Consider the following 15,199-nt stretch of genomic DNA (forward strand, 5'->3'; position numbering starts at 1 on the left):
GCGTCAGGCGAGGGGAGGCTCAGTCGCGCGCTAGCGCGACTGAGGGGACTGCCAAGTCCCCCGTTACAGCTTCGCGTCGGACTCGAGGATGCGCGCGAAGGTCTCCATCGCGTCGGTCATCTTCTGCCGCTCGGCGCGCGGAAGCTTGTCGAGGAAGCTCGCGAAGGTCTGGCCGGCCCCGTTCGAAAACGAGTCGGCGATGCGGCGACCGCGCGGGGTCAGACGGACATCCGTCTGTCGACCGTCATCGGCGCCCTTCTTCCGCGTGATGAACCCGCCTCGCTCGAGTCCCGACAAATTTCGACTAGCCGTCGACGGGTCGATGCCCAACAGGGCGGCGAGGGAAGAAGTGGAGACCGCCCCCCGCTCTGCGATGAGCTGAAGCGTCTCTGCCTGTTGCGGGGTCACCGAGCCGACGCGTGCGCGCTCTCGGTGGACGCGCCCGAGCGCGCGGGCCACAACATGAACTGCCCGCACGAACCTCTCGTGGTCTGCCATGAGGGTTCCTTGCATCCTACAGCTGAGGCGCCCGCGTCAAGCATCAAGGTGTCTTGCGTGTTCGATTCGCCGAATTTCTCGATGAATTTGATGGGAGCAATTTTGAATGCCCGCGGCGATTCTTTCGTCGAAGTCACGTTGTGCTGTCTTTGTGGTGACGCGCACGGCTGGTTCAGCCGGTGAGACGCGGGTAAGCTAACGCCTCCTATGGCGAATCGAGGAGTCGCGATGCGGTCGATGTTTTCCCTGCTTCTGGGTGCCGCTCTCATGGCCGTCGTCGGCACCGGCTCCGCCGAGAAGAAGGCCGCCACGCCGCTCGGCGCCTGGATGAAGCAGACACTCGCAGCGCAGCGCGGCGACTATCCGGGCCTCACCAAGAACCTCACCAAGCTCGTCACCTGGGTGCCGGACCCGGCGTGGACGGAGTGGTCAGCCATTGCCAAGAAGGGCGTCGATGCGGCGACGGCTGGCGACGCCGACGCCGTCCGCGCGACGTGCAAAGCTTGCCATTCGAAGTACAAGGACGAATACATTTCGCGCTTTCCAACAAAGCCGCCGCCGCCGTGATTTTTCCCGCGGCCGAGCCCAAAAAACTCGGCCTGCGAGCTTGCACGTGCCCCCCGTGGCGTCTAACGTGCCGTCGCTGAACGGGTGGCAATCGTCATCGACGAAGATGCCGCCGGAGGTTGCGATGACAGCGTCCGTTCGTGAAGCGCCGGTACGTGAGCCCAAGGCCGAAACAACGCGGATGTTCGAGAGCGCGTTTCTCGAGCGATTCTCCCGAATTCACCCCGCCACACCGTTCGTCGCCTGGGTGCCGCTCATGGTCTTCATGGTCGCCCGGTCCGGATGGATTCGCGCGGACCTCTCCGTGGGCGCCATCGCGGGCCTCTTCGCTTGCGGCGTCTTCTTTTGGACGCTCGCCGAGTATTTCCTCCACCGCTATGTCTTCCATTGGACCAACGACACCGCCTGGGGGAAGCGCATTCACTTCCTCCTTCACGGCGTCCACCACGACTTCCCGAACGACAAAGATCGCCTGGTGATGCCGCTGCTCACGAGCACGCCGCTCGCCATCATCTTCTACTCCCTGTTCATCGGGGTCATGGGCGCTCGGCTCGGCGAGCCGTTCTTCGCGGGCTTCATCCTCGGCTACCTCGGATACGACGGCACCCACTACGCCGTGCACCACTTCAAGCAGCGCACGCGCCTCGGCAAGTGGGTGCGGCGCCATCACATGCTCCACCACCACGCCGATCACGAAGGTGGCTTTGGTGTGTCGACGCCGCTCTGGGACATCGTCTTCCGCACCATGCCGAAGACGAAGCGCGCCCGCGCCGAGGCGGCGGCTCAGGCATGAGTGCGGCGCCCATCGACAAGCGAGTCTTCCTCGCGTTGTCTTCCATTGCTTGGGCCGACGGAAAAATTGAACCCGACGAAGCCGACGGCATCGTCCGCGCGGCGATTGAGGCGGGCCTCGAGCTCGATGACGTGGCCGACATCGAAGCTGCCACCGCAAAGCCGATTCCCCTCGAGAGCATCGATCTCCCGAGCCTGAGCAAGGAAGATCGCATCTTCGTCTACGCGATGGCGTGCTGGCTCGCGGCCATTGACGACAGCACGTCGGAGGCCGAAACGGCAGCGGTGCAAGCCCTCGGTGAGGCGCTCGGCGTACCCGAAAAGCTTCGCGCCAAGGCTGAGGGGCTCGTAAACGAGGTCGGGGCTCTGCCCGAAGATCGCAAGCCCGCGCGCTACGACTTGGACAAGCTGAGGGCGCTGATCGGCGAGCGGCTCGCGTCACCGTCGAGCCGCTAGCTGGCCGGAGACGCTGCGGAGCCGCCCCGCACAAAGAAGCGGGCCGCGGGGATTTCTGCCAATCTTGTTGCGCCCTCTACCGTGCGAGGCGGAGAGGTTGTGTTATCCCGTAGGCGGTACTCCCCGTTCTGTAGGCAGTACTTCCCAGAGATCAGGTCAGGTCACGATGTCGCAAGAGAAGCGGCCAGCCTCCGTCCCGCCCGGCGGAGAAGCCGGCATGGTGCTCGCCAACCGGTACGAGGTCATCCGCGAGGTGGGCCGCGGCGGCATGGGCGTTGTTTACCTCTGTCGCGACCTCGTGAGCGCCGAGCGCGTCGCCCTGAAGCGGCTCCGGACTCCTGACGAAGCAAAGGGGCAACTTCGCCCCGAAGAGACCTGGTGGTTTCACCAAGAGGCGCGCGCCGTGGCGGCGCTCGATCATCCCGCGCTCGTGCACGCGCGCGACTTCGGCACGCTGGCCGACGGGTCACCCTACCTCGTCATGGACGCACTGCCGGGGCGCAGCGTGCACGAATGGATGCACACGACGACGATGCCCTGGCCCGTCATTTGGGCGCTCGTCGATCAGGTCCTGGCGGGGCTCGCTCACGCCCACGCACGCGGCGTCATTCACGGCGATCTCAAGCCCTCGAACGTCATGCTCGACCTCGCGACCACGGGGCGCGGACCGCGCGCGTACATCCTCGATCTCGGGCTCGCGTGGCTACGGCAACAGCTCCACGACCCGCGCCTCGACGGCGCTCCCTCGCCAGAGCTTGCGACCCACGCAGGGGCGGGCACCGTCGGCTGGGTCGCTCCGGAGCAAATCCGCAAGGCCGCCACGCTCGTGGGTCCCGCCACCGACCTCTACGCCCTGGGCTGCATCCTCTATCGTATTCTCGTCGGCAAAGAGGTCTTCGAGGGCAACGCGCAAGACGTCCTCCGCGCCCACAAGCGCGCGCCGATCCCGACCTTGGCCCTGGCGCCGGCGATCCCTGAGGGCGTGGGGTCCTTCGTCCATCGGTTGCTCGCGAAGCGCCCTTGGCAACGCTTCGAGTTTTCCGCCGACGCGCGCCGCGTCTGGGCGCACTACCGTCCGGCGCAGAGCGCCACGCTGGAAGAGGTGATGTCCGCGGCGCCGGCGCCGCCGGTAGCACCGTCGTCGAGTCCCGCGCTCGGTCAAGCCGTGGCCGCGGCCCGCTCGCTCGCGCCGGGTCTCTTGGGCCTCCGGCCGTCGCCCATGATCGGTCGCGAGGAAGAGCGCGCCGAGCTCGCCGAGCTGATCGTCGAGATGGTCTCGGGCAAGGCCATGGCGCGGCAGTTCGTCGCCCTCATCGGCGAAGCCGGCGTCGGCAAGAGCCGGCTCGCGTCGTGGCTCTGCGAATACGTGCACGAGTTCGGCCTGATGGTGCCGCTCCGGGCTCGCTACGGCCGCATTCCAACCCCACTCGACGGCGTGACCGGGGCCGTCAACGCGCACTTCAATCTGGAAGGCGCTGACCGCGCGCTCGTCGAGCAAACGCTCATGAGCCGCTGGGAGGTCAGCCCCGACGACGACGACGCCCTGACGTGGGTCGCCGCGACGGCCGAGTGGCTGAGGCCCACGCCGCCGGGCACCATCACCCCGCTCGGCCCGACAGGAAAGCGTTTCGTCCTCGACACGCCCGAGCTCCGCTGGGTCGTCATCCGGAAGGTGTTGGAGCGCATCGGTCGCGAGCGTCCCATCCTCATGTGGGCCGACGATCTGCACCACGCATCGCCGAACACGTTCTCCGTGATTCGCCGCCTCCTGCACGAAAACTCCGGCTTCCGCCTGTTGCTGGTCGCGACCGCGCGGAGCGAGGCGCTCGGCACCGACCTGGACGCCGCGCTGCGCCTCGAAGGCGCGCGCGCCGAATGGAACGGCAAGGTCATGGACCTCCGGCCCCTCGGCGCCGAAGCCACCGACGCGCTCCTGCGCTCGTCGTTGCCGCTTCATGACGACGCCGTCGCGCGGGCCCGCCAACAGAGCCGCGGCAATCCGCTGTTCGCGCTTCAGCTCCTCCACGCGTGGGCCGGCGGGGGCTACCTCACGATGCACGAGGGGCGCTACCGCGTGCCCGACAGCGCGCTGCAGGGCAGGGCCATCACGACGGCCGAGCTTTGGGACGAGCGCCTTCGCGCCGTCCCCACGGAGCTTCGCACGAGCGCGTACGCGGCGGCGGCGCTCGGCGAAGACGTTCGCGGCGAGGTTCTAAAGACCCTCGTGAGCGCCCTCGGCATGGATGCGCGCGACGCGCTCATGGCGCTCACCCGGGCGCAGATCCTGCTCCCGTCGGGCAACGATCAATACCGATGGCCGCACGCGCTCTTGCTCGAGCACGTGCTCGCTCGCCTGAGCGAGCGCAAAGACGCGCCTGCGATCTTCCGCCTCGCCGCCGACGCGCTCGAGAAGCACCCGGCCGTCGGCTCGCGCCGCATCATGAAACACCGCGTCGGCAACCTGCTCCGCGCCGGCGACGACGAGGTCGCGGCCCGGCTCATGTTCCGCTTCATCGAGGGCTCTTGGCGCCGCGGCCGCGACACCGCGGCCACGCTCCGCGACCTCGAAATGATCGACGGTCGCGTGAGCGGTAGCACGGCGGCCGAATACGCCTATTGGCGAGCCGAGGCCCTGCGTCACACGGGGCGCCTCCGCGACGCGAGCGCCCATGCCCAGCACGCGCGCACCGCGTTCCACGAGGCCGGGGAGCCCGCAAAGGAAGCCCACGGTTATCGTCTGCTTGGCCACATCGACTCGGATCTCGGGAGCCCCGCCACCGGTCGCGAGCTGGTGCTCGAAGCGCTCGATCGGTTCCGCACCCTCGCCGACGAAGCGGGCTACGCGCAGGCGCAGGTCGTGCTGGGCGAGATCGACTACCTGCTCGGCGAACATGCGCGCGCGCGCGACGTGCTCCTCGAAGCGAGCTCGCGCTGCACGCGCCTCGGCGACACGTTGGGCCACGCGCAGTGTTGCATCCTGCTCGCGATGATCTCGACGGCCGTTGGCGCCTACGAACGGGCGCGCGATTTGCTGAACCAGGCGCGCTCAGAATTCGACGCCATGGGCTATCGCCTCGGCCTCGCGCAATGCGACGTCGTTCTTGGCCACGCAGACCATCGGGCCTTTGAGATGGATCGGGCGCGTGTCCGAGCGCTCGCGGCGCGCGCGTCGTTCCGCGAGCTCGTGAACCCGCGCGGCGAGGCCGCCTGCGAGCGTCTCCTCGCGATGATCGCCATCGACACCGACGACTACGATGCGGCGTTGGCCCACGCCGACGTCGCGGCCAAGATCTACCTGAGGCTCCACGATCCGTGGGGCGACGTCGAGGCGCGGCTCCTCTTCGCGCAGGTCGCCCTCGCGCGCGGCGACGAGCGCGCCCGCGAGCTCGTCGAATCCTGCGACGAAATCGCCATCCAAGAGGCCGAGCCGCGCCAGCACCGCCACCTCACACGCGCGTGGCTGGCTCGAGAAGAGGGGCGCTGGAAGGACGCGGCCGCCGAGATCGATCGGGCGCGCGTCGCCTATGGCGAAAAAATACGCTCCGGCGACCACACGCCCCAGCTCCTAGCGCGCTTTGCGCAGCTCGAGTGGGCGCCGGAAGCGCGCGAGCGCCTCGACGCGTGGCTCGCCATCCACAAGACCGAAGCGGAAGCTCCCGTCTCTGTCGAGTGGCCGCGAATCTGACTCGCGGCCTCAGGCGAGCCCATCGCGCGACGGACCGATAGAGGCCGTTCCATCTGGCCTCGAGGCGCCGTACCATCGGCCCCATGACAAGCCCGCAAGATCCGCCGGTCCGCAATCGACAGAAACGAAGGCGCACGAAGAAGCTCGCCGAGTGGCGAGAGAAGAAGGCCGCCAGCGCGACCGCCGGCGCGCCGGAGAAGAAAGCCGCTCCCAAGAAGAAGTGAGCTTTGGCTCTGCTGCTCGCCAGCAGCCCACGCTCAAGTGCAGCAGCCTTGATCCGCGAACCGGGAGCATGACGTGGAAAGACTGATTCCCCGCAACGACCTCGCAGCACCGCTTACGAAGTTCTGTCTCACCGTCGAAGAACATCGACGCACGACGGAAGGCCGCGTGCGGACCAGCTCGGAGTTCTTGCAGCATTTTTTCCCGTACACCGAGGCCGGCTCGAGCGATCTCGTCTTTCGGTACCTGCCGAAGGAGGTCCGCGGGCCGATCCTCTCCGAGTGGCACATTCGCGGACTCAAGGCGGCGCTGCGTGACTCGGACGAGAAGATCGAGTCGGTGGTCTACGACGCACTCACGGCCGGAGACATCGACCCCGACTCGTTCGAGCAAGGACTCTCGCCCGACATCGTCATCAAGTGGGTGCCGCTGGCCTCGTGGTGGGCCCTCTGGCGGGGCGGAAAGCTATCGAAGCGAGCGCTGCTCAAGGCCTTCGACACGGCCTACACGCTCGGCCTCTTCGACGCGAAGTGGTTCCTCGACACGGTCGAGAGCCGAAGCGGCAAGCTCCGAGGCACCGAGGTCATCGCCGAAGGGCTCACCAAGGCCGACCTCACAGAGTGGGTTCGCCGCATCCACGAATCGGGGAACGGTTCGCCGACGGGCCTCATCGCAGCCATCGGGTGGGACAAGATCGTCACGCAGACGCCGAATGACGTCCTCATCGCGGCGCTCGACGCGTTTGCGCTCAAAGGTGGCCTCACCATCGCGTCCACGCCTTCGGTCGCCGACGGCCTGTCACCGTCGTCGGCGTCGTCGCCGCCCGCACCCACGACTCCGCCGGCTGCGCCGGCGCGGTCCGTTCCGCCCTACCGGTCGCGGCGTCCCGAGCCCGCGTTGCTCACGGACGACACGGTGATGGCCGCGGTGGAGAGCGAAGCGATGGGGCCGCCGCCGACTGAGCAATCGCAACGCGACGGCGGCGAGGGCAACACGTCGGCGTCGACGGCTCCCGGCGGGTCAATGCGCCCGTCGACGCCACCCGACGACGACCCGTCGGGCTCAGGCAGCCTGCGAGACCGCATCGACTTCATTCGCCGCCGCATTCCCTGACCGAGCCGGCTGACCGAGCCAGACCAGGGCGGGGCGGGCGAGCGGGGAGCGATCCCCGTTTTGTTGAGTCCCAGGCCCACCAACAACTACTCTTGCCCACATCGTCCCACCCCGGGGCGTTGCTGGGAGGTTTCCGATGGTTGGGCTCATGGTTCCTATGGAGCAAAGGCGTGCGGCTCGCCGATCGGTCGTCGTGGAGTGCCAGGTGGTTCGCGAGCGCGATTTTCGGCTCGTCGGCGAGAGCACCCTCGATCTTTCTCCTGAGGGCATGCTTGTGTTGACCAACGACCGCGTCCTCACGGGCGAGGATCTGCTCGTCAGCTTCCGCACGCCGATCCTCGGTACCTGGTTCGACGCCGAAGCGCGCGTCGCGCGCGTCGTGCACGGCCGGCGACCCGGCGACTTTGGGCGCGCCCTTGGCCTTCGCTTCAAGCGGCTCGACCGCATCGCCAAGAGCCTGCTCGAGGCCAGTCTCTCGACCTATCGCCCGTCGCCGCCAAGCCGCGCGCCCCGCGTCGACTACGCCGAGTCCGTCACGCGCATCATCATTGGAGCGGCCTAGCCCATGTTGATGCAACCGATGCGGCAACGGGGCGCGATCCGCCGCGCCATCCAGGTCCCGTGCACGCTGGTCCGCGCCAAGGACCTCAAGGTCATCGGCAAGAAGAGCCTCGACCTCTCCGAAGACGGGATGCTCGTCGGCGCCATGGATGAGCTCGCCTTTGGTGACCAGGTGATGGTGTCCTTCACGTTCACGCCCTTCGCGATCCCGTTCCACGTGGAGGGCACCGTGGCGCGGTTCCTTCGCGGCCGCCGAACCACCGACCGCATGCCCGCGGCGGCGGTGCGCTTCGAGTCACTCGACGCAGTCTCGCGGCTCATCCTGCGGGGCAACTTGCGGCGCATTCCGCCGACCTTGCCTGCGCGCGCTCGACGCGTCGACTACGCCGCGACCGTGATGAGCCTGCTCACCTAGAGCCTTCGCGGACCAGGAGGCGCTCGCGAATCGTTCGCCGCGGCAGGGGCGGGGAAGTATAGCTACGGCGTGCCTTGGCGCCTTGTCCGTCCAGCGCTGCTTGTCGTCATGTCATTCGCGGCGCGCGCGCCGGCACTCCTCCATCCCGAGACGACCAACTCCGACTGCGCGCTCGTGGGCCTGCAGGCGATGCACGTCTTGCGGGGTGAGTTTTCGCCGCTGCTCCTGGGCAGCCACTACCAGACTTCCGTGGACGCGTTCTGGGCCGCGGGCTTCTTCGCTCTCCTCGGCCCTTCGCCCTCCGCGTTGATGCTCTCGGCGCTCACGCTGCACGTGGTGTCCACCCTCTTGGTGTACGCGGTGCTCGAGCGGACCATCGGGCACGCCCGGGCCTTCCTGCTCGCGTGCCTGTTGGTGTTCACCGGCGCCGTGGTCCATTCGTACGCGCTCTACCCGCCGCGGCAAGCGGCGCTCACGCTGGTCTTCATAAGCCTCTTCGCGTTCGTGCCACGCGGCGAAGAGCCTCCCTCGCGCGCCCGGCTCGCCGCCGGTGGCGCCGTCGGTGCCTTCGCCATCTTCGCCGACCCGTACGCCCTGGTGATGCTACCGGCGCTCGTCGTGATGGCCGCGCTGGTGGTTCGCCCGCACGCCCGAGCGGGGCCATCCCGCGCCCTAGTGCTTCTCTTGGGCGCCGCCGCCGGGCTCGTGCCCCTCGTCCTGCTCACTCGGCATCCGGAGTGGAGGAGCGGTGAAGCGGGACTAGCGACGGCGGTGATCCCAAAGAACCTATCGCTCCTTTGGGCGTCGTGCGGCCCTTGGGCCTTCGGCTCGATGGTCTTTCGACCCACGTGGGTCCGCGACTACGCCGCGTGGTCTGCCCCCGCTCCGTTGTCTTGGCTCATGCGAGCCGGTGCCGCGACCTTGGCCGCCGCGGCATTCGTCGCGCCGCTCGCCGCGTTTCTCAGGTCGAGCGGAGCGGCCGCGCGGCGCGTGAGCCTGGTCGGCGCGACGATGGCGTGGGCGACGCTCACAGGCTTTCTGCTGTCGGTCATGGTGATGGACCACTTTTCGATGCGCTACCTCGTTGCGGCCATCCTGGCGGCCCCCCTCTCCATGGCGGCGCTGGCAGCGAGGCTCTCGCCAAAGGCGCTCTCCGCGCTGCTCGTTGCGCCGCTCGCCACCGGACTCGTCGGCGGTCTCGCAGCCCTGGGCCCGGTGACCGCGTCTCCGCTGCGGTGGGTCTCGCTGCCGGGCCACGATGACGAACAACGAGCCGTCGAAGCGCTCGTGGGCGACGGCATCCGCTTCGGAGTCGCCGACTACTGGGTCTCCTACCGGCTCACGTTCCTCGCGCGAGAGCGACTCGTCGTCGTGCCGAGCCACCGCGCCCAGGATCGCCACCTGCCATACCGTGCCCTCGCGGAAAAGGCGCCGCGTCATGCCTACATCGTGGACAAGTATCGCTCCGACGAGGCCGCCGAGTCGGTTCACGCGCGCCTCCGGGCCAGCGGCGCGGTCTTCGAGCGCCGTGACTTCGGCAGCATCGTCGCCTTCGTAGGAAATGGAGCTATCCCCACCGAGCCACCCACGCCCTAAGCGGCTCTCAGCGCAGGCAACACGGACTGCGCGGGCTGCCGCCGGAACCAATTGACAGCCTCGGGCGCCCCCCCGTACGGTCTACGGGCGATGGGTAAGGCCGAGAAAATCCGCAAGTTGGAAACGCTCCTTTCACGCGTCGAGCAGCGCGCCGGCGAGGCGCGACCGCGCCTGGCCGCAGTCCCTGCCGCGGCACCTGCACCCGTCGTCGATGAGATGCAGGAGACGCTCGTCGCGCGGGCCGCACCGGAGCCGGCCCCCGCGCCGTCGCCGAAGCCCGTCGAAGTCGCGGCCAAGGTCACCCCCAAGCCCGCGGAGGCCAAGCCCGCCGCAAAGGTGGTCGAGACACCGAAGCCTTCTCCGAAGCCGGCCGCCGTCGAGACACCGCGGCCCGCTCCCAAGCCCGCACCGCAGCCGGTTGCGGAGGCACCGAAGCCCGCTCCGGAGCCCGTCGCCCAAGCCCCCGTCGTCGAACTCAAACCCGTCGAAGCGCCGAAGCCGGAGCCCGTGGTCGAAGCCCCCAAGCCCGCGGCGAAGGGCGATCCAACCTACACGCCAGCGATCACCTTCGACGACGGACCGCCTCCGTCAGGAGTCACGGCGGCGCCCGCGGCCGAGCCTGCCACCGCGAAGGTTGAGCCGAAGGTCGAGGCGAAGCCCGAACCGAAGCCTGAGCCGGCAGCGAAGGTCGAGGAGGCCAAGCCGAAGGCCGAGCCCAAACCGAAAGCCGAACCCAAGCCGGAGCCCAAGGCCGCCGCTCCGATCGCCAAGGCGACGAAGGACGCGATCCAGCCCGCCGAGAAGGCCGGCCCGCCGATGGGCATCATCGCGGCGCTCCTCGTGGTCGTGGTCGTGGTCATCGTCATCGCCGTCACGCGCTGAACGCGTCTGACGGCGTCGCGTGTGAAGGCCCACGCCGTCAGCAAGGTCAGGCGAGCGCGCTTCCGTCAGGGGAGCGCGCTCAATCGAGATCAATCGAGATCGATGGCGTAGACGAAGCTCGGACGGGGTTCGCGCAGCATTCGGTCGCGGATGATCGCGTGATGGCGCGCGGCGTCCACGTGCTTCTTGGCGAGCGTCTCCGCGAGGGCCTTGTCGCCCGTCGCTTTGGGGCGCGCGGCGAGCCCCATGAGCACCTCGGTCGCTTTGGTCCACGCGTCGAAGCGGATCGCGAAGCAGCCGCGGTCGGTGCCGTTGGCGGAGAGCGCTTCGCCGCGGAACGCGAGCGCACCTTGCTCCTCCAACACGCCGAGCTGAATCGCCGCGAGCTGACCGTACGGCTTTCGCTCGCCTGACGGTGACACCATGCCCCGCGCCACGTGCCCGAAGGCCCACACCACGCTGTCGGTGGCGCTGGCACGCATCAAGGCCTCGTTGAGGACGCCGCGCCTTTGCAGAAGGTCGAGGAAGTAGAGCGCCCCCGTCTGCGCCTTCAGCTCCTCCATCGTCGACGCGAGCCCGCCGCCGAGCCACTGCTCATCGGTCTTGCCGCGGACGCGGTACTCCTGCGCGGGCCCGAGATTGTGTGTCGCCTCATGCAGGATCGTCGAGACGAGGCTCGCCTCGCGTGCGGTGGAATAGTCCTTCATCGATTCGGCGCACAGGAGCGCCGACGCAGCGCGCGCCCGCGACGTCACGCTATCGGGATCGGTGTAGAGATTCGCCATCGCGACGGTGCGTCCCTTGTTCTTGGCCGCGACGGGGCCCCAGTTGGGAAGGCTCTGGCCAACGGTCGCGCCGAGCGCGTCGCGGCTGTCGCCGCCGTTCCAGACGACGTCGATGAACTCGGGCAAGTGGAACGCGACCTTGCGCGCTCGATACGGCGGACCGGCGGCTGCCGCGATGGCTTCCTCGAGCGATTGCTTCACCGGCTCGAGCTTGTCTTGCCAAGCGAGCGAGGCCTTGTCGACGCGCGCGAAAGACACGTGAAAACCCGCCTTACGGGCGCAGGGCTCCCAATACGTCTCGTCGGGACCGATGCGAACGAAGAACCGCGACGTCCTCGCGCTCATGTTCGACCACGCGACGTCGGCCTCGAACCAAGAGCCGTCGCGGAAGGCCTTCGCAGCCGCTTTGAGGTAGTCGGCCAGAGCCGTGTCCGACTCCCGCGCGGAAACCTGAGCCGCGTCGAGCGCCGCCGCAGCCGCCTCCAGGTCGACCCGATAGGGCGACTCGACACCGCCGTCGAGCGTCGTCGAGGCCTCATGCATGGGAACCGCAACGAGCGCCCCCGCGCGCTCGCGGACCACGGTAAACGGATCGAGGAGGCTCTTTTGCGCCGGATGCTTCTCGAGCGTCGCGCAAAACTTCGGGTCGCTCTGCAGCGAAGCCGGGTAGACGTCGACGGGCAACGTGTCGACGCCTTGAATCGCGGTGCATTGAGGCTTCGTCTCCGTCGTCGGGGCCACGCAACGAGGCCCCCAGTTGCGACGAAAGAGTGCGCGACTCTCCGCGTCAGCGGCCGCCACCTTGCCCGCGACGGCCATCATCCCACGCTGCCGCGCGTGCAAGCGATCGACGGCCTTCGTGGCCTCCAGCAGGTGCCGCACCATGGCCTTCTCCGAGGGCGCGAGGTCGCGCAGGTCGGAGCGCACCAGAATGGGTCTGATTTGCGAGGTCTCCTGGGCGATGAGCGCCAGCCGCGCGTCCGCGGCGGGCGTCTGCTTGGCGACAGCGCGCTTGGCGACGCGCGCCACGATCTCCGCAAGGGGAGACGCGGCGTCGTGAAACAAGAGCGAGCGGACCTCGCCCTCCGACGGCTCGCCGTTGCCGTCCTTGTCATTCTCCCAAAAGACCGGCTCCCCGGACGCAAAGGCCACGGCGTTGAAGCGATCGCGATCAACCTTGGTCGGGGGCGCTGAGACCGATGGCGCTTGCGGGCCGCGGGCTGACGGAGCGGCAGGCGTCGCCGGCGGCGTTGCCGCCTCGGGACCTGCCGCGCAGGCGCCGAGAAGTGTGGCAAGGACCATGGAAGCGGGGCGCGAGCGCATGTCGCACACGGTAGTCGGACGCGGCGTCCGGCCCAAGGATTTCAGCAGGGCGCGCGGGGCTCTTGGGGATGATTCCGCGTGAGCGTAGGCTCGGCAGATCGATTGCCGCCGTGAGGCGTATTCGACGACACCGCACTTGTGATTGGGCACGGCGTCGGGCCCTTCGCTGCTTTGCACAGACCGCTCGCACCGATCGCGAGCCGAAAGGTTTTCATGAAACGCGCTTGGCTCTTCGTTGGTCTCCTCGCTACGCAGGCCTGCAACTCGGAGACGGTCCCCGTCGTGAAGGATCCGTCGACGACGAACCCCGCGCCGGTCGCGACGGGTGGTGCCGAGCCCGCGCCTGTGGCGGGCCCCGGCGAGCCGGGACTCAAGGGGCCGCCTCCGATGGTGACCGGTGAAGAGGGTGGCCAATGGGGGATCCTCGACCGCCCGTCCTCGCTGGAATACGCCAGGGTCGTCGACAAGGTCGCCAACATGGTGACCGATCGCGAGCTCGTCGCGCGCGTGCAACGGCAGCGGCTGGGCCTCGTCAACGTCATGTGGGAGGACACGGGGCGCGCGCAAGGCTCGTCGGCGGGTCCCAACATCTCGGACCTGACGCTGCAGGTTCGTCGGCGCGAGCCCAATGGCTCCTTCGTGTCGAACCTCATGCCCGTCATTCGTCCCCCCAACTTCGTTGACCGCACCGGCGATGTGCCCGCCGACAAGTTCTTCGTGCGCGTCGGCAACGAGCGCGCGGGCCAGCCGCTGCGCTCCGTTCCGCTTGCCGACGTCCTCCGCGACATCCGCGCGTTCGCGACCGACCTTGGCTCGCTCGGCGGGAACAGCAACCTCCTCGCGGCTCGCGACACGCACTTCCTCGTGAGCGCGCAAGCGGTCTTCTTGCCGATCCCGCAGCAAGGCAAGGCCGAGTTCAACCCCGTGTTGTTCAACTACCAGTCGGCCCCGGGCTCACCGGCCGTGCTCACGTTGCTCGTGACGCGCGAGGGCACGAGCGTCTCGGTCATCGAGAACCGCCGCGAAGACGCGAGCTCGGCCGTCGGCTCGGGGCAGGAGCTCTATTTCAACAACAAGGGACAGCGAAGCGCCTTCACCGCCGAGCGCCGCGCGGACGTGAAGGCCCGCATCGAGGCGAAGGGCGGAGCGCGGACGGAGGACGATCGCTCGGCCTTGGCGAAGGGCGCCGACGTGCTCTTCCTCGTGCAAGTGCCGTTGCGTCACGCTCACCGCGGCCGCCTCGGCGGCGCGCTTCCGGCCGACGCAGCGGGCTCCGGAGGGTTCGGCGGCCCGAAGAAAGGGGCGCCGGCCGCGCCCAAGGCCGCAGCGGCTCCGATGGCCGAGGCCATGGCGGCTGCCCCCGCGAGGAGCGACGTGGAGCAGGCCGTCCTGGGTCACGGCCCGAACCTGGGCCCGTACCGCGAAGGCCGGGGCACGCGGCTCGAGCGCGACCCGAGCTTCCCCGTGCGCATCACGGTCCAGTTCTACAAGGCGACGAGCAACGGCGTTGTCAGCGACGTCGACCTCGACGCCATCACCCGCTCGATCGGGAGCGTGTACGAACACGCGGAGTTCGTGGGCTCGCTCGTGGTGCCCGAGGGCGATCCGCGTCGCCCCACGGCGTGGCAGACGATGCCTCGCGAGTGGTTCCCCTGGTGAGGGCATCTGGTATCGTCGCGGGCGGTTGAGCGCCCGATTCGACGCCCTCCAGAAAGAGAAGACCCGTTATGCGGCCTTTGGCACTCGTCCTCCTGGTTGGACTTTCGGCGTGTGGGGGTCAGGCAAGCGAGACCCCGGGCGCTAAGGCCCCGGTCCCCGGGCCGGCCACCTCGCAGGCCACCTCACCGGACGGCGCGATTCGCGCATTCAAGGTCGGCGCGGACTCCCTTAAGGCCGACAAGGTCGGCGGCAGCGACGGTGCGCTCAAGCCCGATGGGTCGCCCGATCACGCGTTCACCGCGGAGATCGACGGCCCCGTGACGGCGGTATTCCTCGCTTCCACGAACGCCGCCGGCGAACCCAACGGCGAGTACCAAGCCGACTCGGTGACCGGCGTCGATCAGATTCCGAAGGACTTTCCGTTGACGGTCCGTGCGGGCATGTTGACGGCCGGCGTGGGCGTTTGGGAGGGCGACAAGCTCGTCAACCGGCCCGACGGCTCCATCGAGCCGCTGGGGGCGGGAACGCATCGCTTGACGCTCTATGTCGCGTCCACCGGCATCCTGCAGCCGGGGGTCTACGTCCGCCTCTACGCGCTCCGGCCCGACAAGAGCGTCGTCCGGAGCGCCGCGCTCGGCCTATAGC

The 15,199-nt window shown here is 68.6% G+C and carries 14 protein-coding genes; 12 read left to right on the forward strand and 2 right to left on the reverse strand.

Annotation, left to right across the window (positions count from 1 at the left end; all coding sequences use genetic code 11):
• Nucleotides 1–63: 63 nt before the first annotated feature.
• A complete protein-coding gene (locus tag IPG50_02690) occupies nt 64–498 on the reverse strand; it encodes a MarR family transcriptional regulator (protein MBK6691104.1) in 435 nt (144 codons plus the stop codon).
• Between the two features lie 237 nt (nt 499–735).
• On the opposite strand from IPG50_02690, the gene IPG50_02695 reads away from it, so the two are divergent.
• From IPG50_02695 to IPG50_02740, 10 genes are all read left to right on the forward strand, one after another.
• Nucleotides 736–1,065 (forward strand): hypothetical protein, encoded by a 330-nt coding sequence (locus tag IPG50_02695; GenBank protein ID MBK6691105.1) that lies wholly within the window; start codon nt 736–738, stop codon nt 1,063–1,065.
• 124 nt (nt 1,066–1,189) lie between these two features.
• Nucleotides 1,190–1,858, forward strand: a complete 669-nt coding sequence (locus IPG50_02700; GenBank protein ID MBK6691106.1) for a sterol desaturase family protein — start codon at nt 1,190–1,192, stop codon at nt 1,856–1,858.
• The gene (locus tag IPG50_02705; protein MBK6691107.1) at nt 1,855–2,313 is read left to right on the forward strand and encodes a DUF533 domain-containing protein; all 459 of its coding nucleotides are present in this window, start codon (nt 1,855–1,857) and stop codon (nt 2,311–2,313) included. Before IPG50_02700 ends, IPG50_02705 begins: the two co-directional genes overlap by 4 nt.
• 166 nt (nt 2,314–2,479) lie before the next feature.
• Entirely contained in the window at nt 2,480–5,998 is a 3,519-nt protein-coding gene (locus IPG50_02710) for a protein kinase (GenBank protein MBK6691108.1), read from the forward strand.
• Nucleotides 5,999–6,081: 83 nt separating this feature from the next.
• Entirely contained in the window at nt 6,082–6,222 is a 141-nt protein-coding gene (locus IPG50_02715) for a hypothetical protein (GenBank protein MBK6691109.1), read from the forward strand.
• A gap of 73 nt (nt 6,223–6,295) precedes the next feature.
• Nucleotides 6,296–7,333: a hypothetical protein gene (locus IPG50_02720; protein MBK6691110.1), complete on the forward strand. Its 1,038-nt coding sequence runs from the start codon at nt 6,296–6,298 to the stop codon at nt 7,331–7,333.
• Nucleotides 7,334–7,481: 148 nt separating this feature from the next.
• Nucleotides 7,482–7,895: a PilZ domain-containing protein gene (locus IPG50_02725; protein ID MBK6691111.1), complete on the forward strand. Its 414-nt coding sequence runs from the start codon at nt 7,482–7,484 to the stop codon at nt 7,893–7,895.
• Nucleotides 7,896–7,898: 3 nt separating this feature from the next.
• Nucleotides 7,899–8,309, forward strand: coding sequence for a PilZ domain-containing protein (locus tag IPG50_02730; protein MBK6691112.1), 411 nt, complete (start codon nt 7,899–7,901; stop codon nt 8,307–8,309).
• A gap of 108 nt (nt 8,310–8,417) precedes the next feature.
• On the forward strand, nt 8,418–9,905 hold the full coding sequence (locus IPG50_02735) for a hypothetical protein (GenBank protein MBK6691113.1): 1,488 nt from the start codon (nt 8,418–8,420) through the stop codon (nt 9,903–9,905).
• A 90-nt stretch (nt 9,906–9,995) separates the two neighbouring features.
• Complete coding sequence (locus IPG50_02740; protein MBK6691114.1) at nt 9,996–10,787, forward strand: hypothetical protein; 792 nt, start codon at nt 9,996–9,998, stop codon at nt 10,785–10,787.
• 89 nt (nt 10,788–10,876) lie between these two features.
• Here IPG50_02740 and IPG50_02745 read toward each other — a convergent pair whose 3' ends face one another.
• Complete coding sequence (locus IPG50_02745) at nt 10,877–12,895, reverse strand: hypothetical protein (GenBank protein MBK6691115.1); 2,019 nt, start codon at nt 12,893–12,895, stop codon at nt 10,877–10,879.
• A 213-nt stretch (nt 12,896–13,108) separates the two neighbouring features.
• Here IPG50_02745 and IPG50_02750 point away from each other — a divergent pair, with 213 nt between their 5' ends.
• On the forward strand, nt 13,109–14,554 hold the full coding sequence (locus IPG50_02750; GenBank protein MBK6691116.1) for a hypothetical protein: 1,446 nt from the start codon (nt 13,109–13,111) through the stop codon (nt 14,552–14,554).
• Between the two features lie 68 nt (nt 14,555–14,622).
• Nucleotides 14,623–15,198 (forward strand): hypothetical protein, encoded by a 576-nt coding sequence (locus tag IPG50_02755; GenBank protein ID MBK6691117.1) that lies wholly within the window; start codon nt 14,623–14,625, stop codon nt 15,196–15,198.
• The last annotated feature ends 1 nt before the right edge of the window (nt 15,199 follow it).

The sequence above is a fragment of the Myxococcales bacterium genome (assembly GCA_016703425.1).
In the GTDB taxonomy this organism is placed as follows: domain Bacteria; phylum Myxococcota_A; class Polyangia; order Polyangiales; family Polyangiaceae; genus JADJCA01.